At 59.7% G+C, this 17,131-nt stretch carries 15 protein-coding genes; 7 read left to right on the forward strand and 8 right to left on the reverse strand.

Going from position 1 to position 17,131, the window contains the following annotated elements:
* Positions 1-65: 65 nt before the first annotated feature.
* The gene (locus tag ACYVG7_RS15885; RefSeq protein WP_460884070.1) at positions 66-749 is read left to right on the forward strand and encodes a MalM family protein; all 684 of its coding nucleotides are present in this window, start codon (positions 66-68) and stop codon (positions 747-749) included.
* A 74-nt stretch (positions 750-823) separates the two neighbouring features.
* Positions 824-1,921, forward strand: coding sequence for a LacI family DNA-binding transcriptional regulator (locus tag ACYVG7_RS15890; protein ID WP_460884071.1), 1,098 nt, complete (start codon positions 824-826; stop codon positions 1,919-1,921).
* A gap of 102 nt (positions 1,922-2,023) precedes the next feature.
* Here the strand turns inward: ACYVG7_RS15890 and fis are convergent, their stop codons facing one another.
* Complete coding sequence (fis, locus tag ACYVG7_RS15895) at positions 2,024-2,323, reverse strand: DNA-binding transcriptional regulator Fis (RefSeq protein WP_460884072.1); 300 nt, start codon at positions 2,321-2,323, stop codon at positions 2,024-2,026.
* Complete coding sequence (gene dusB / locus ACYVG7_RS15900; RefSeq protein ID WP_460884073.1) at positions 2,316-3,308, reverse strand: tRNA dihydrouridine synthase DusB; 993 nt, start codon at positions 3,306-3,308, stop codon at positions 2,316-2,318. Before dusB ends, fis begins: the two co-directional genes overlap by 8 nt.
* A gap of 337 nt (positions 3,309-3,645) precedes the next feature.
* Here dusB and ACYVG7_RS15905 point away from each other — a divergent pair, with 337 nt between their 5' ends.
* Genes ACYVG7_RS15905 through ACYVG7_RS15920 form a run of 4 tightly spaced genes read left to right on the forward strand, consistent with a single transcriptional unit; the run spans position 3,646 to position 8,305 of the window.
* On the forward strand, positions 3,646-5,049 hold the full coding sequence (locus tag ACYVG7_RS15905; RefSeq protein ID WP_460884074.1) for a TolC family protein: 1,404 nt from the start codon (positions 3,646-3,648) through the stop codon (positions 5,047-5,049).
* Positions 5,046-6,032 carry an HlyD family secretion protein gene (locus ACYVG7_RS15910; protein ID WP_460884075.1) on the forward strand — a complete coding sequence of 329 codons (987 nt, stop codon included), beginning with the start codon at positions 5,046-5,048 and terminating at the stop codon, positions 6,030-6,032. The genes ACYVG7_RS15905 and ACYVG7_RS15910 overlap by 4 nt, the downstream gene beginning before the upstream one ends.
* A complete protein-coding gene (locus ACYVG7_RS15915; RefSeq protein ID WP_460884076.1) occupies positions 6,025-7,158 on the forward strand; it encodes an ABC transporter permease in 1,134 nt (377 codons plus the stop codon). Before ACYVG7_RS15910 ends, ACYVG7_RS15915 begins: the two co-directional genes overlap by 8 nt.
* The gene (locus tag ACYVG7_RS15920; RefSeq protein WP_460884077.1) at positions 7,151-8,305 is read left to right on the forward strand and encodes an ABC transporter permease; all 1,155 of its coding nucleotides are present in this window, start codon (positions 7,151-7,153) and stop codon (positions 8,303-8,305) included. Before ACYVG7_RS15915 ends, ACYVG7_RS15920 begins: the two co-directional genes overlap by 8 nt.
* 236 nt (positions 8,306-8,541) lie before the next feature.
* Here ACYVG7_RS15920 and prmA read toward each other — a convergent pair whose 3' ends face one another.
* The 5 genes from prmA to ACYVG7_RS15945 all read right to left on the reverse strand — a co-directional run bounded on the left by prmA (position 8,542) and on the right by ACYVG7_RS15945 (position 15,367).
* A complete protein-coding gene (gene prmA / locus ACYVG7_RS15925) occupies positions 8,542-9,417 on the reverse strand; it encodes a 50S ribosomal protein L11 methyltransferase (protein ID WP_460884078.1) in 876 nt (291 codons plus the stop codon).
* A gap of 83 nt (positions 9,418-9,500) precedes the next feature.
* Positions 9,501-10,886, reverse strand: coding sequence for a PTS transporter subunit EIIC (locus ACYVG7_RS15930; protein ID WP_460884079.1), 1,386 nt, complete (start codon positions 10,884-10,886; stop codon positions 9,501-9,503).
* 184 nt (positions 10,887-11,070) lie between these two features.
* Positions 11,071-12,630, reverse strand: coding sequence for a DHA2 family efflux MFS transporter permease subunit (locus ACYVG7_RS15935; protein WP_460884080.1), 1,560 nt, complete (start codon positions 12,628-12,630; stop codon positions 11,071-11,073).
* A gap of 11 nt (positions 12,631-12,641) precedes the next feature.
* Positions 12,642-13,853, reverse strand: a complete 1,212-nt coding sequence (locus ACYVG7_RS15940; RefSeq protein WP_460884081.1) for an HlyD family secretion protein — start codon at positions 13,851-13,853, stop codon at positions 12,642-12,644.
* A gap of 17 nt (positions 13,854-13,870) precedes the next feature.
* Positions 13,871-15,367 carry an efflux transporter outer membrane subunit gene (locus tag ACYVG7_RS15945; protein WP_460884082.1) on the reverse strand — a complete coding sequence of 499 codons (1,497 nt, stop codon included), beginning with the start codon at positions 15,365-15,367 and terminating at the stop codon, positions 13,871-13,873.
* Between the two features lie 103 nt (positions 15,368-15,470).
* Here ACYVG7_RS15945 and ACYVG7_RS15950 point away from each other — a divergent pair, with 103 nt between their 5' ends.
* Positions 15,471-16,097: a TetR/AcrR family transcriptional regulator gene (locus tag ACYVG7_RS15950; RefSeq protein WP_460884083.1), complete on the forward strand. Its 627-nt coding sequence runs from the start codon at positions 15,471-15,473 to the stop codon at positions 16,095-16,097.
* Positions 16,098-16,257: 160 nt separating this feature from the next.
* On the opposite strand, the gene fghA is transcribed toward ACYVG7_RS15950, so the two are convergent.
* Entirely contained in the window at positions 16,258-17,100 is an 843-nt protein-coding gene (gene fghA, locus ACYVG7_RS15955; protein ID WP_460884084.1) for an S-formylglutathione hydrolase, read from the reverse strand.
* Positions 17,101-17,131 lie beyond the last annotated feature (31 nt).

A 17,131-nucleotide genomic window follows, 5' to 3' on the forward strand; every position in this document is an offset into this window, starting at 1 on the left:
TAAAAAGAGCCGGCTGGAATGACGACTATCGGGCTCAGTTATTCTTTGGTTAAAAGATCAACAAAGTGTGCTCCCGCCCTGGGGTACAGATTGGCTCCAGCAACCAGGTGTTTTCATTTGCCAGCGGCAAAAGTTATGTCACTGCCTATTCGTTACCCGCCACGGCGCAGGCGACCCGGGTCAAACTAACGGTGCCGATCGATTTCACCATCTTTCTGCCCAGCGTCATGATCCTGGATGAAAACTATACCCAGCTTCAGCTGATCCCCGGTTCCAACTTTACTTATGGGGGCGACGCCTTGCTGGCGGGGCAAAATCTGGCAGGGGAATTCATCATTCCGGCATCTACGGGAAGCTCGCGGGCGGCCTATATGCTGCTGTTTACCACCACCGAAGATATGCAAGGCACCACCAAGCTGAGTGCCGAGGCATTGCAACGGGCCATGGAGTACGATCGCGCCAGCGATGTGGCTCGCCTGCGGAATATGGAAGTCCCTCATGCCGCAACCGGACGTCTGTATCTCGCGCTCGAGACACAAGCCTCCGTGCTTGCAGCCCCTGCCGAATCGAATTTCGAACCGGCTATTGCCGCCGCCCAGGCCAAACCGTTGAGCGAACTGGAGTACTACCAACGGATCCGCACCGCCGTCGCCAATAAAGATTATGAACAGGCCATCGGCTGGATGAATGCCGCCGAAAAAGCCGGTTTCACCCAGGCGCGAGGAGTGTTTTTTGCGGCGCAACCCTAGTCACACCCCTGGCATGGACCCGGTATCCTTGCTTGTTGCCATCAAGGGATCCGTGTATTTTAACGGACTGATTTATGAAGAAGATTTCGATGAAGTGGCTGGCTACGGCTAGTCATATTGATGGTCCATACGGGGGGGATATGTCCAAGCCAGCTCAGGAAAAAAAAGCCACTGTCTATGATATTGCCCGCATAGCCGGTGTCTCTGCCAGTACCGTGTCCCGGATCCTGAACGGTTCGGCCAAGGTGGCAGAAGATAAGCGTCTGGCGGTGGAAGAGGCGATCCGGGAATTGAATTTCCGCCCCAATCTGATGGCACAGTACCTGAAAACGGGCCAGTCGATGACCCTGGGGGTCTTGACCCAGTATGTGGATAGCCCCTTTTCCAACGAGATGTTGCGCGGTGTCGAAAACGCCCTGCAAGGCCTGGAATATGCTCCGCTGATTGCCAGCGGCCATTGGAATGCCGAAGAGGAAGTCGAACGGCTGCGACTGCTGATCGCCCGTCGCGTGGACGGGATTATTATTCTGACCGGGCATGTGAATCAGCAAACTTTGCTCGAATTCTCGCAGCAGGTTCCTATGGTAGCCACCGGCCATAATATTAATACCGAGCGTGTGCGCTCATTCAGTATTAATAATCGACTGGGTGGTTATATGGCCACGCGCTATTTATTAGATTTAGGCCATCGCCAGATTGCGCATATTATCGGTCTGCCGGATCAGAGCGATGCCATTGAACGTCATCATGGTTATCGTCAGGCGTTGGTGAGTTCCGGTATTGAATACGATCCGGAATTAGTGGTGCAGGGTGATTTTGCCGAAGCCGGTGGTTTGAATGCGGTGAAACAATTAGTGGCCAGTGGCAAGAATTTTTCAGCAATATTCTGTGCCAATGATCAAACCTGTTATGGTGCTATTTTAGGCCTCAAACAATGTGGGTTCCGGGTGCCGGAAGATGTCTCGCTGATCGGTTTCGATGATCTGCCTTTTTCCATCTATTCCAATCCACCGCTGACCACGGTACGGCAACCCATCTATGAAACCGGAATTACTTTGGTGAATACTCTGCTCGGTTTGATTGAAAATACCGAAATTCCTCCGGTCGAATTGCCTGAATTGAGTATTGTGGTGCGTGATACCACAATGCCATATAACGCGAATAATAGTTGATGGTCTGATGACTCATATTGTTGCCTAACTGTTAGCTTCAATAAAAAAGGCGCTTTCCTTGCGGATAAGCGCCTTTATTTTCAATGCGTTAACTAAATTTCTTTAGTTCATGCCGTATTTTTTCAGTTTCTTGCGCAGGGTACCGCGGTTGATACCCATCATGATGGAAGCGCGGGTCTGGTTGCCGCGAGTGTATTGCATGATGATGTCCAGCATGGGCGCTTCTACTTCGCTCAGCACCATCTCATAGAGTTCGGTGACTTCTTGACCATTGAGCTGGGCCAGATAGTTGCGCAGGGCTTGCTGCACAGACTCGCGCAGCGGGCGCTGAGTTGGCTCATGGGTGTGTGCATGGGTTGTGGTAGTAACCAGTGCGTCAGAAGTCAGGTTTTGTTCAAACATATGCTGTCTGCTCTTCGTTATGCTGTTGCGTGTCAAAAAAATACTTCAATGCGTCAAGTTGTGCGGATGCAGTTACTAACGCATTGAAACCTCTGCGAAAATCCTGGCTTTCCAATAACTTTTCCAGATACCAGGCCACATGCTTGCGGGCATAACGCACGCCCTGATATTCACCATAGAAGTGATGCAGGGCGCTGATATGCTCAAGCACCAAGGCGCTCACCTCCTCGAGTGAGGGGGCGGTGGGAGCCTGGTTCTGTTCCAGATATTGGCGGATTTGTCTAAAAATCCACGGCTGTCCCTGAGCGGCGCGTCCGATCATGATGGCATCGGCACCCGTGTAGGCCAGAACCTGACGGGCCTTGTGCACGCTGTCGATATCGCCATTGGCGATGACCGGGATTGAAACCGCCTGCTTGATTGCCTTGATAGTGTCGTACTCGGCTTCGCCCCTGAATAAACAGGCGCGGGTCCGTCCATGCACTGTCAGCGCCTGTATGCCAGCCTGTTCGGCCAGCTGCGCGATCTCCACACCGTTTCTATGCTCGGGATCCCAACCGGTACGGATCTTGAGGGTGACCGGAACCTCGACCGCTGCCACCACAGCTTGCAGGATATCGCGCACCAGGGCGGGATCTTGCAGCAGGGCGGAGCCAGCCAGCTTCTTGTTCACCTTCTTGGCCGGGCATCCCATATTGATGTCAATGATCTGCGCATCGGCGGCGACATTCAGTCGGGCCGCTTGCGCCATCAATTCGGGATCACAACCGAGTATCTGTACCGAACGAAATCCCGCCTCATCGGCGTGGTATCTCCGTTTCTTTGACTTTTCCGTATCCCAGGTTTCCGGATTCGCCAGCATCATCTCGGAGACGGCCATGCCGGCGCCCATTCGCAGACAAAGCTGCCGAAACGGACGATCGGTCACGCCGGCCATCGGCGCGAGGATCAGTGGAGTATCCAGTTTGTAGGGACCAATTTGCATGAAACGACACTATCAACCATCGGCTCAGGGCGGCGTATATTACGCATTTTTTGGTGGAGTGAAAAGGTTAGAAATTGAGCGTTGTTGCTTTTTTTCTCCATTTGTTTTGCCCTGGGTACTTGCAAATTCAAATGTTAGCTAGCTCACGCTTTTGATGGCCAGTTCAAATCACCGAAAGAGACTCATGAGCAACCATCAAGGGCTGTTCTTTGAAAAACAGCCTGTGATGCAGGCATCAGCTTACCGGCTTGTGGCTGTCGCCGCGTCGGCCGTTTGGTTATGATCCACCAGCCTCGAGCGAAGACTCTACTCAGCGGCCGGATGGCTTGAAATGGATATGACCAAGACGATATGGATGTGGCTGGCGCTGTGTGTCGGTGGGGTGCAAGCGGCCCCTCTGGTATTTGACCAGGCCTGGCAACAGTTGTTGGCAAACAACGCAGGATTGGCTGCCGAGCGCACGGGGATCTCCCGGGCCGAGCATTTGGCTGCGGCTGCCGAGGCGCTCTATCTGCCACAAATCGATCTGAAAGGCAGCTATACGCGACTGGAAAAACCGGTCGAGCTCGATCTGATGGATCTCAACCCCATCGCCAGCAATAAACAGAATCCTTTATTGAGCAGCCCGGTGGTGCAGCAACTGATCCAAGGCTTGGGTGGCGCATCGGCGTTTGTCACGCCCTTCACCGAACAGGATCTGGTCACCAGCTCGGTTCAAGCCTTGTGGCCGCTCTATGCCGGTGGCCGCATCGATGCCGCCCAGTCGATCCGCGGCGCGCAAATCGAGGAGGCCAACCAGCAGTTTGCCCTCAAACAGCAGGCGGCGTTCGAGACGCTGACCGAGCGCTATTTTGGTCTGGTGCTGGCGCGCCATGTGCTCAAAACCCGGCAGCAACTGGAGCAGGCGCTGGAGAATCATCTTCAGCATGCCCGCAAGCTGGAGCAGCAGGGGCAAATTGCCGCGGTGGAGCGCTTATCGGCAGAATCGGCGCTGGCCAAAGCCCGGGTGGAAACCATGGCGGCCAGGCGGCAGACCGAAATTGCCGAGCTGGCACTGGGGAGTCTGTTGCAGCAATCCGGCGCCCTGGATCCCGCGCAGCCGTTGTTTGTCCATCGCCAGTTACCCCCCGCCGAGCAGTTTGTGCAGCAGACGCTGGCTCATCATCCTGGTTTGGCCTTGCTGGCGGCCAAGCAGCAGCAGGCGGATGGTCTGTTGACCCTGGAGCAGGGCAAGCGGCTGCCGGAGCTGTTTTTGTTCGGTAACTACTCCCTGTATGAGCAGGGCACCCTGGCCGCCAAGATGGCACCGGACTGGTTGGTGGGAGTGGGGGTCAAGGTGCCGCTGGTCTCGCGGGATGGACTCTCGGATACGGTGCAGGCGGCAACCACCACTCAGGTTCAGGTCAAGCAATTGCTGGCCCAGTTGCGTCAGGATCTGACCTTGCTGGTGGAGAAGAGCTGGCGCGAGGCGGATCTGGCCCGCGAGCAGTATCAGGCGCTGGATGTGACCGAGCGATTGGCGCAGGAGAATGTCCGGCTGCGCGAACAGGCGTTTCGTCAGGGGCTGGGCACTTCGCTGGATGTAGAGGATGCCCAGAGCAAATTGGCCGGGGTGCAGACCCAGCGCCAGGTGGCGGCCTATCAGTACGTGATTTGTCTGGCCCGGTTGCTTGCCTTGAGCGGGCACCAGGTTGACTTTTCCCATTATCAACCACAGAACAAGATTGAGGTGGCAGCATGAGCCGGACGCGCGCAGGACTGGTCTGGGTGGTGCCGGGAGCCCTGGTGGCGGCTCTGGCGTTGGCATTTTGGTGGGCCTATCGCCCGGCTCCGGTGCGGTTGCAAGGCCAGATCGAGGCGCAGAGTTACAGCGTCGCCTCCAAGGTGCCGGGGCGTATCGAGACGGTGGCGGTGAAAAAGGGGCAATCCCTGAACAAGGGGGCTCTGGCGTTCACCATTGTCAGTCCCGAACTGGAGGCCAAGTTGCAACAAGCCCAGGCGGGTGAGGCGGCGGCCGGCGCTTTATCCCAGGAGGCTGAAAAGGGGGCGCGCGCGCAGCAGATAGCGGCCGCCAAGGATCAGTGGCTGAAGGCCAAGAGCGCGGCGCTCCTGTATCAGAAAACCTTCCAGCGTATCGACAACCTGTATCGGGATGGGGTGGTGGCGCTGCAGAAGAGGGATGAGGCACAGACACGTTGGCAAAGCGCCCAGTTAACCCAGAATGCAGCCTGGCAGCAGTACCAGCTGGCACTGGAGGGCGCGCGGGCCGAGCAGAAGCTGGCGGCACGGGAGAAGGCCAAGATGGCGGCGGGGGCGGTGGCCGAGGTGCAGGCTTACACCGCGGAGCTGCAGGTCTTGAGCCCGGCCTCGGGCGAGGTGACGCAAGTGCTGCTGCAGCCGGGCGAGCTAGCGCCCCAGGGCTTTCCGGTGGTCACCCTGACCGATATGCAGGATGCCTGGGCGCTGTTTCATGTCCGTGAAGATCAGCTCAACCGCTTTCAGCCGGGACAAGAGTTTGTGGCCCGTATCCCCGCACTGGGGGATAAGCCGTTCTCCTTTCGGGTCAGCCATGTGGCCGTGCTGGGGGATTTTGCCACCTGGCGCGCCACCGACAGCCAGCAGGGCTTCGATATGCGCAGCTTCGAGGTCGAGGCACGCCCGGTTGAGCCGATACCGCAATTGCGGGTCGGCATGAGTGTGCTGGTGGAGTTGCCCGATGCGTGAGGGACGGCGCTGGCGTCTGGAATGGCGACGGCTCTGGTGCGATCCCTGGTTGCGGGCGCTGAGCAGCTGGATCCCGCTCTTGCTGCTGCTCTGGGTCGCGGCGCTGTTTAACGGTGGTCTGGTGCGTGATCTGCCGGTGGGGCTGGTCGATCTGGATCACTCCCCCCTGTCGCGCGGCTTGGCACGGACGCTGGATAGCAGTGCCAGCATGCAGGTGGCGGCGGAATATGCCTCGCTGGCGGACGGGGCCCAGGCGTTACGCAACGGCGCCATCTACGGGCTGGTGCTGCTGCCCCGCGAGTTAGAAAAGCAGGTGCGACAGGGCCGCCAGCCGGTGGTGAACCTGTTTTATAGTGGCCAGATGTTGCTGGTCGGACGATTGCTCAGTAGTGGCTTCACTCAGGCCCTGGGGACATCGGCCGCCCAGTTGGGCGTGCTGCAGAGTTTGAGTTCCCATCCGGTGCCGCTGGCCGCTCGCGGCGAGGCGGCGCCGCTCCTCTATCAGCTCACGTCGCTGTATAACCTCAGCGGCAACTATGCCCAGTTCCTGCTCGCCGGGATTGTGCCTGCGCTGTGGCAGATCCTGATCCTGATGGCGACCATCAGCCATCTCACCCGGCGTCTGCGGCAGCGGCGCATGCAGAGGGCGCTGCAGACAGTCCCGCTACGCCTGTTGGTGCGCCTGTTGTCGCCACTGCTGCTGATCTATTGGTGCTGGGGACTGGTGTTGGTGTGGCTGTTGTTCGGTTGGTTCGGCTGGCCCATGGTCGGAAGCTGGGCGCTGATATTCCTCGCTCAGGGGCTGACGGTGCTGGCCTGTCTGGGGATGGGGGCTCTGCTCTACGGGCTAACCCGGGATGGTGCCCGGGCCATGAGTCTGGCGGCCGGTTATTCGGCACCGGCATTTGCCTTTTTAGGGGTAACCTTTCCGACCGCGGATATGAATGGGCTGGCCCAATGTTGGCGGGCGCTACTGCCGGCCTCCCACTATGCCGAGTTGCAGATTGGCCAGGCCAGCCTCGGTTTGTTGGGGCGTGCAGCTTGGATGCCAGTGGTCGCGCTGCTGATGTTTATGCTGGTGTGGCCGCTGGTGGTCTGGTTGCTGGGGAGAGCCGGTCATGACTGAGCTCTGGAGGGTATTTGGCCAGGAGTGGCGGGCGCTGCTGGCCGATCGGGCACTGCTGCTGACGCTGTTTGGTGGCATCCTGTTCTATGCCTTTCTCTATCCGTTGCCCTATGCCCATCAGGTGGCTCGGCAGTTGCCGGTGCTGCTGGTGGATGAGGATGGCAGCCTGTTGTCGCGACGCCTGGCGTTTATGGCTGATGCCACTCCCCAGCTGCAACTGGTGGGGAGCGCCACCACACTGGCCGAGGCCGAGTCGCGCATTCGTCACGGTGAGGCCAAGGGGCTGCTGCTCATCCCGCCGCATTTTTACCGCGATGTGCGTCTGGGGCGCACCGTGACCCTGGGTTTTGCCGGAGATGGCGCCTATTACCTGATCTACGGGGCGATCGCGGAAGGGTTGAGTTCGGCTGCCGCAACCCTGGGGGCGCAGATCCGTATCTCGCGCCTGCTGGCTCAGGGCCAGGCCACTCCCGCCGCCAAGGCGCACTGGCGGCCGTTCGCTCTTCAGGCCGAGCCGGTGTTTAACCGCACCTTGGGCTATCAGCAATACGTGGTACCGGCGGTGTTCCTGTTTATCCTGCATCAGACCCTGCTTATCGGTCTGGGGCTGCGTGGGGCATCGGAGTATCAGCTGCGGCAAGTCGGCCCCGGATGCTCCGGGAAGGTTTGGCCGCGTCTGCTGGCGCGAACCCTGCTATTTATGGCGCTCTATCTGGGCTTCACGCTGTTCTATTTTGGCCCCTGCTTTGCCTGGTATGGCCTCAACCGGCTGGCAGACCCACTGCTGCTGCTCGGTTTCCTGTTGCCGTTTTTCCTGGCGCTGACCCAGCTGGGTATCCTCTTTGGTAGTTACCTGACCCGGCGGGAGATGGCGACGCCGATCATTGTGCTCTCTTCCTTGCCATTGCTGTTTGCCGTCGGTTTTATCTGGCCGCAGGAGATGTTGCCCTGGCCCATCAAGGGGGTCATGAGCCTGATCCCTGCTACCCCGGGGATCCTCGGCAGCTTGCGTCTGAATGGCATGGGGGGCGACTGGTCGGCGGTGTCTGGGCTCTGGGGGCAGATGTGGCTGCAGGCTCTAGGGTACGGGCTGCTGGCGTGGTGGCGCTTGCGTCGCCAGCTGCGTTGTGCCGCTACAAGCTGCTGAGCAAAGACCCTGATGATGGCGCGGTAAGATTTGTGATCCGTTCGGAGTCATGACGAGCGCAGACACGCCGTGAATACATCCATGTAGGCTCGACGGCGGCATCCCTGCCGCCAACGGTCTGCTGTTCGTCTTGACTCCGCCGCCTCGAACCACGAGATGATAGGGTGATTCAGCAAAACAAAGGCCAGTCACAGTGACTGGCCTTGATAGAATGGAGTAGCTGGTCGCGTCCGGGATCAGCGTTTGATGCCGGACAGGCGGCACCACTCTTCGCGTACCGCGGTCGGGTCCATGTCAAACCACTGACCGTAGATCTGCTCGAGCTCGACCGCCTGGGTTTCCAGCACGCCGGAGAGGGCGAGTAAACCGCCGGGGCGCACCAGCTCGTTCATCAGCGGCGCCAGCTCGCGCAGCGGACCGGCCAGAATGTTGGCGACCAGCAGATCGGCTTGCAGCCCCTTGGGTTGATCCTCGGGCAGGAAGAGCTCCAGCTGGTCGGCGACACCATTGCGCTCGGCGTTATCACGGCTGGCCTGGATCGCTTGGGGATCGATATCGATACCTATGACCCGGGCGGCACCGAGTTTCAGGGCGGCAATGGCCAGAATGCCGGAGCCGCAACCGAAGTCGACCACCGTCTTGCCGGCCAGATCGACGCCATCCAGCCATTGCAGACAGAGTGCCGTGGTGGGGTGAGTACCGGTGCCGAAGGCTAATCCCGGATCTAGCATGACGTTGACGGCGTCCGGATCCGGCACATCGCGCCAGCTTGGGCAGATCCACAACCGCTCGCCAAACTGCATCGGATGGAAGTGATCCATCCATTCGCGGACCCAGTCCTTGTCTTCCAGTTGCTCCACCTTGTAGGGCATCTGCTTGCCGAAGTGGCGCTGGAAGAAGGCCAGGATGGGGGCCGGATCGGTTTCGGCATCAAACAGCCCTGTGACCTGGGTTTCACCCCACAGCTTGGTTTCTCCGGGCAGCGGTTCGTAAACCGGATTATCCTGAGCATCCATGTAAGTCACGGCCTGGGCACCCAGTCCCATCAGCATATTGCTGAGTTTGTTGGCATTTTTAGCGGTGGCGTAGAGCCTGATCTGAATCCACGGCATGGCGAATCACTGTCTCGATAAGGGTAAACGCGCGGATTGTAGCACAGCGCGGTCGCTGGCGCTCAGCACACGAAAGTCGGGGCCTAACGCACGATATAGGGGGCTATCTGCAGCTCGCGGGGTTGCAAGTCCAGGGACTGGCGAGCGGCGAGCAGCTGGATTTTTTCATCTAACTGCACAGCAATCGGGCCGATCAGCAGTTGCAGTTTGTGGCTGTCGAGCTCGAAGCGGGTGATGACGCCGAGCTTTTGCAGGGCGGCATCATCGACCAGCGTCGGGCTTTCCACCTCGACGGTCAGGTAGGTGAGGGTTGAACTCATGCTGATGAGGTTGCCGATCCCGCCCAAGGCCTTGAGATAACCGACCGCCAGCAGGCTCAGATCCGAATTGGCGTGGTGATTTCGCTCTTCACAGGGGGCTTTGGCGCCCATCCAGAGCAGAGGTTTGATATGAAACAGCTTGAGACACAGATGGGAGCCAAAGCCATATAACGCCAGGGTGAGGCCACCCAGCGTGTAGAACTGCAGTGGATCCCGTTGTAATTCCGGGCTCCATAGCACACTCAGATCGCCGCTCAGTTTCGGGATGGCAAAACGGATCTCGATCACCTGACAAAACGCCATAATCAGGCCCGCCAGCAGGGCGTGGATCAAAAACAGTGGCGGCGAGACAAACAGCAGCGCCAATACCAGGGGGGCGGTGAAGCCAGTGAGCCAGCCGCTCAGGGTCAGCAGCAGACAGAGGCCGACAAAGGGGCGACGTTGCTCATGAGGCGCATAGCGCAGCAGAGCCAGCGCCAGACCGGGCAAGCCGAAGATCTGCACCGCATAGTGTGCCGACAGAAAGCTGAGCTGGGGTTGACTGAGCGCTTCCCCGTGATTGGCCTGCATCAGAGGGTGAAACACTTCATTCAGACTAAACGGCGTCAGCAACTGATAGATAAAGCCCAGGGCGAAACCCTGTTCCGGATTGCCCAGCCAACGGGCACCCAGGCGCAACAGTTCCGGCTCCAGCCAGCCGTAGAGTCCGGCCAGCGGAAACGCCAGTAACAGGGCGATCAGGCTGTTGAGGATCAACACAATCGCCGCACCCTTGAAGGAGTGCAGCAAAGGCGGCAAGCGCAGGCGCGAGAGTCGCGGATACAACAAGGCTGAACTCAGACCGGCGACCAGGGCGCACCCCATCTCGGCATGTCGCAATTCCGGAGCCAGGGTCTGCAGGGTGGACGAGAGGATGAGATATCCCACCGCCGCGTTGAGCGGCTGTTGCCCGCTCTCTCCCCGTTGCAAGGCATTGGCCAGTTGCATGGCAATGATCAGCGGCAGAATGGAAAACAGGGTTTGTCCCGCCGTCAGTAGCAGGGCACCCAACAGGGTCTGGCTCTGACCGGCATAGCAGAGTAGGGAGGCCAATGGCATAAGGGCAACAGGCAAGAGCAGGAATCCTGCCAGACCATGATGTCGGTGCAAATGGGCTCTCCTTGGGGGATCTGAAGGCGAAATAAGTGTGACGCGGCGCACATTCTACCCGCTATCTCCCCAAAAGTGGTAGTGGAATAAAACAATGTGGTTTCGTTTGGTACAAAAAAACCGGCCCAGAGGCCGGTAAACCGTGTGGCTCGCTCGAGACGAGAGCACAACACATGAAGGGTGATCAATGGACTCCTGCGGCATCGACGAGGCGAGCTGGCTTGGGGGCCAGCCAGATGGCAAATGCTGCGATAAAGAAGGCGATCCCGGTGAACAGGAAGATCTGGTTGGTGGCCAGCATGACGCTTTGTCCTTGTAACTGCTGATCCAGCAGGTTGCGGGCCTGCTCCAGGGAGAAGCCTTGCTGTTGCAGGATCGCCAGACTATCGCCGAGTCGATCGGTGAGCCCTGCGAGCTCGGCATGGATATAGCGGGTTTGCTCTTCCCAACTGGTGGTCACCACCGAAGTGGCAAAGGCGCCGGAGAGGGTGCGCATGAAGTTCATCACACCCGCCGCCGACTCCATCTCCTCGGGGTTGACACTGGAAAGCGCTAGCCCGGTCAGCGGCACGAAGAAGAACGGCATGCCAATCCCTTGCAGCAGCAGGGGCCAGGCAATATCCCAGAAGGTCATCTCCACATTGGCATAGGTCCGGATCAGCGTGATGGTGCCCAGCCAGATGACGCCGAAAAAGACTAACGGTCTGGGGTCGACCCGGGTCGAAAGCCCGGCGGCTAGTGGGGCGACCAGTACTGCCAGTATGCCCATCATGGCCGAGACATAACCGGCGGAGGTGGCGGTATAGCCCATATAGTTTTGCAGCCACAACGGGGTCAGGACTGTGGCACCGAAAAAGGCGCCGAAGGCTAGCGAGATGGTCAGTACACTGGCGGCATAGCCGCGGTGGCGGAACACCCGCAAGGCGACGATGGGGTGCGCCTCGGTCAACTCCCAGATCAGGAAGGCGACAAAGCCGATGGCGGCGATGGCCGCCAGCACCTGGATATGGGTCGACGCGAACCAGTCATAATCCTTGCCTTCATCCAGCATCAGCTGCAAGGCGCCAACCCAGGTGATGAGTAGCAACAGGCCCACCACATCGATACGCACCCGCCGCAGGCTGGATTCATAGCGTCGTAGCAACTGCCAGCCCAGATAACCGCAGATCAAGGCAACCGGCACATTGATGTAGAAAATCAGCGGCCAGCTCCAGTTGTCACAGAGCACGCCACCCAGGATCGGGCCGAGGATCGGGGCGATCAGCGTGGTCATACTCCATAGCCCGATGGCGGCTCCGGCCTTCTCTTTGGGGAAGATCCGCAGCAACAGGGTTTGGGAGAGCGGCATCAAGGGCCCACCGGCCAAGCCTTGGAAAATACGGAATAACACCAGCATATTTAACGAACTGGCAAGCCCGCACAGCGCCGAGAACAGGCCGAACAGTATCATCGCCGACACAAACACCCGGACCGCACCGAAGCGACCGGCCAGCCAACCGGTGAGTGGCACCGTGATGGCTTCCGCCACCGCGTAGGAGGTGATGACATAGGTGCCCTGGCTGGAGGTGGCCCCCAGCCCGCCGGCAATATTTGGCACCGAGACGTTGGCTATGGTGGTATCCAGCACCGCAATAAAGTTGGCCGAGGCCAGCACCAGGGCGGCGGCAACCAGCATGCCCCCGGTCAGGGGGGCATTTTCTCCACCAGGCGCCGTCGGGGCATGAGGGCGAGAGGTCTGTTCCATGGTGGCAGGCCTTAGCGTGTCGGGTTCATGGCGGTGACAGGGTCACGACCGGACTTGGATGCGGTATCGATCGTCACTTGCATCGATAGTCCGACCTGCAACGGTTGTTCGGCCAGTTCATCGGGATTGAGCGCGATCCGTACCGGCAGGCGCTGAACCACCTTGATCCAGTTACCGGTGGCGTTCTGCGCCGGGATCATGGCAAAGGCTGAACCCGTGCCGCCGGACAGACCGCTCACTACGCCGTGGTAGATCACGTCTCGCCCGTAGCGATCGGCGATGACTTCGACGGCTTGTCCCAGTTGTACCTGTTGCAGCTCACCCTCTTTGAAGTTGGCATCCACATGCATCTCGTGTTGCGGCACAATGGACATCAGGGTGGCGCCAATCTGGACTCGCTGGCCCAGCTGTACCTGACGGCGAGCAATCACCCCATCGCTGGGGGCGCGAATGATGGTGCGCTGCAGATCGATGCGCGCCCGGTCGCGTTTGGCGCGAGCAAGCGCCACTTCCGGATGGTTGTCGACCGTGGTGTGTTCGGTTTGGGCGGCATTGGCTTTCTTGCTGCCAACCACAGAGAGGCGATCGGCCTTGCTCTGGGCTTGGGCGGCTTCTGCCGCCGCCAGATTAGCTTGGGCGGTGGCCAGCAGGGTACGGGCATTACTCAACTCCTCGCCAGAGACAGAGCCGGAGTTTGCCAGTGCTTGCCGACGTTGGTAATCCAGCGTGGCGCGCTCCAGATCGGCCCGGGCGACCGTCAGTTGGGCTGCCACCTGGCGCTGGACCGCTTCCCGGGATGAGACCTGAGCGGCCAATCCTTCGCCATTGGCATAATAACTGCGGACCCGGCGCTCGGCCTGTCCCAGCTCGGCTTCGGCCTGTGCCAGCGCCAGACGGGCATCGGTATCATCCAGGATCACCAGGATGTCACCGGCCTTGGCGGACTGGGTATCCACGACCGTGATGGTCTGGACTATGCCGTCTACGGCCGGGCTGACGGCGGCCAGCTCGACCGCACTGTAGGCGTTATCGGTGCTGACGTAGCGGCTGGCAATCAGGAACCAGTACGCGGTCGCACCCAATGCGGCGAGCAGCAAGACCACGGCAAAGATGCTGAATGCCAGCTTGCGGGTGCGCTGTGGCTTGAAGTCGGGCTGGACGACATTGTCGATGGGGTTGTCGACCAGAGCCAGAGAGTCGGTAGCGTGAGTATGTTGAGTCATGGGGAATTCCTTGGCCATCAGGCCTGAGTCTGATAACCGCCGCCCAGGGCGCGAACCAGGGCAACATGTAACGAGAAGAGACGGGTTTGCAGATTGGCCAGTTCGCGTTGGCTGCTGAGCAGCCCATCCTCCGCACTGAGTACGTCCAGATAGGTAGCCAGGCCACCCTGATAGCGATTGCGGGCGATCTGGTGGGCATCACTGGCGGCTTGTACCGCCTCCTGGGATCGTTGCAGACGCTGCTGCAGGGCACCCAGGCTGACGAGTGTGTCGGCGGTCTGGTGGAAGGCCTCCGTCACAGTGGCGTTGTAGCTGGCGACGGCCTGGGCATATGCCGCCTCGGCTCCCTGATACTGGCCTGCTAGCCGGCCACCATTAAACAGCGGCAGTGAAATGGCCGGGCCGACATTGCCGATATCCGAACCGGAGCGGGTCAGGTTGTCCAACCCCAGGGACTGATAGCCGACAAAAGCACTCAGATTGACGTTCGGATAGAACTGCGCCTTGGCCACCTGGATCCGGCCGCTGGCGGCTTCGACGCGCCAGCGTGCGGCGACCACATCGGGGCGTCGTCCCAGCAGATCAAAGGCCAGGTGTTGCGGGATGGCCGGTTGAGCGGTGAGCTGGATACCGGGTCGCTGGATGCGCAGTCCGCGATCCGGACCAGCACCCATCAGGGCTGCCAGCTGGTTTTGCTGCAAGGCAATCGACTCTTCGATGGCGATCTGCTCGGCTTGAGCACTGGCCAAGCGGGCTTCGACCTGACGCAGACTGCCCCGTGTTTCCAGTCCATTGGCCTGCCGCTTGGCAAACAGGTCAGCGGTTTGGCGCCGGATCTCGACGGCGGACTTGGCGCTGTCGAGATTGGCGTGCAGTCTGGCCAGTTCGGCATAACTGGCCGCCAGATTGGTGGTCAGCAACAGGCGGGCCTGGGCGGCGTCGGCACTGGCAGCGCGCTGTTCGGAGAGCGCGGCTTCCAGTTGCGCGCGGTTCTTGCCCCAAAAATCCAGCTCGTAACTGAAATCGAGGCCGACACGGCCGACATCATTCCAGTTTTTGGGCGTGAATTCGGCAGGGGTGCCATTGTTGTAACTGACTTTCTGCCACCCGACTGACCCTTGCGCGCTGAGTTCCGGCAGCAGGGGGGCGCCGGCTTGCCGGGCCGTGGCGCGAGCAAGTTGCAAGCGCGCCTGGGCCGCTGCCAGATCCGGCGCATCCTGCAGGGCTTCCTTGATCAACTGGCTGAGCTGGGGATCGGCATAATCTAGCCACCAGGGATCGGCAGGCCAGGTTCCGGCGTGGGCCGCCGCCTCCTGCAACCGCTGCGGGCTGGCATAATGTGCGGCGGTTTTCAGCTCGGGCTTTTCTGCCGAATCGGGCAGGGGCGCGCAGGCACTTAACAGCGCGCAACCGAGCAGTAGAACGTAGCGGGAGGCGGTTTTCCGTAAGGGATACGCCTGTACTGGGTCTGCGCATGCGAGACCTGAAAGTGGGGGGTGTTGGGGTGTTTTCACCGGCTTACCATCTTATAACTGAACTGTACGGTACAGTTATATCCTTGACACCAGAACCGCGTCAATCAAAACTGTACGCACCAGTTTAAAAAAGGAGTGGAGCATGCGTATCAAAACCGAAACCCGGCGTCAGGCGATCGTCGATATTGCCCGCGAGGTGTTTCAGGAAGTGGGTTATGACCATGCCTCCATGTCGATGATTGCGGCGCGTGTGGGGGGCTCAAAGGCCACCCTGTATAACTATTTCCCCTCCAAGGAAGAACTCTTTGCGGCGGTGATGCACTCCTCGGCCGAACATCTGCACTGTCTGGCCGAAGTCCAGATCAAGCAGATCTTCGATCAGTTGGCACAAGAGTGCGATATCGAAACCCAGTTGCTGAGTTTTGGTGAGGCCTATCTGGCCGCGATCTCCCGTCCCGAGCTCCTAGCTACCCGGCGTCTGGCCCAAGCGGCCTCTGATCGCACCGATACCGGCCGCAACTTCTATACCCGGGGTCCCCAGCGCGGCACGGCGCAAATGAGTGACTATATGGCGCGACAAATCACGCTGGGGGTGTTGGAGCCTGAAGATCCCTGGGTGATGGCCGAACACCTGCGTGCGCTGCTGGAGGCCGAGGTGATGGAAAAACTGCTGTTAGGGGTAATGACGAGTGTGACACCAGCGCAGATCCAGGCGACGGTGCAGCGCGCTATCCGGGTGTTTTTGCGGGCTTACCGCGTTCAGTCCTGATTCTCCGGCCGTTGTGACGAGCGGGTTTCTTCAGCCAACAGAGGCTTTAGCCAGATAACCAACGGTTTATCCCGAAAACGAAACAGGGCTGACCCTCTGCGGTCAGCCCTATTTCGTTGCGGTACGACGGGATCCTCTTTAACCCCTTAATATATGAGCATCAGGCCAGCAGATAGCGGGCATGAAAGCGCAGATGATCCTCGATAAAGCTGGCGACGAAATAGTAGCTGTGGTCATACCCGGGATGCTGATGTAGCTCCAGTGGCCAGCTTCGGGCCTGGGCTGCTGCGACCAGATCCTCGATCCCCAACTGGGTGGTCAGGAAGGAGTCGTCCAGCCCGACATCCACCCGGGTCGGCAGCGGTTGCCCTTCGTAGCGGCTGAGAAGCTCACAGCTATCCCAGGCCTGCCAGGCTTTGGTGTCATCCCCCAGATAGGCGGTAAAGGCCTTTTGCCCCCACGGGCAGAGGCTGGGATGGCTGATCGGGCTGAAGGCTGACACCGACAAGTAGCGCTCCGGCTGGCGCAGTGCGGCGACGAGAGCACCGTGTCCGCCCATGGAATGTCCGCTGATGGCTCGGCGCGTCGAGACCGGGAAATGGGCTTCGATCAGCGCAGGTAACTCGTCGGTGACATAATCGTGCATCTGGTAATGTGCGTGCCACGGGCTCTGGGTGGCATTGAGATAGAAACCAGCTCCCATGCCCAGATCGTAGGCCGGATCATCCGCCACGCCTTCGCCGCGCGGGCTGGTATCCGGCGCGACGATAGCAATGCCAAGTTCGGCGGCTATGCGCTGGGCTCCGGCTTTTTGCATGAAGTTCTCGTCGCTGCAGGTCAGGCCCGAGAGCCAGTAGAGCACGGGTACCGGGTTACCCTCCACAGCCTGAGGCGGTAGATAAATGGCAAAGCGCATCGGACATGCCAGCACCTGGGAGTGATGGCTATATTGGGTGTGCCAGCCGCCGAAGCTTTTGTTGCGGCTCACGATTTCCAGCATCATAAACGGCTCCTGTTCGGGCAGAGGCCCCGGT

Source organism: Pseudaeromonas pectinilytica (genome assembly GCF_054780855.1).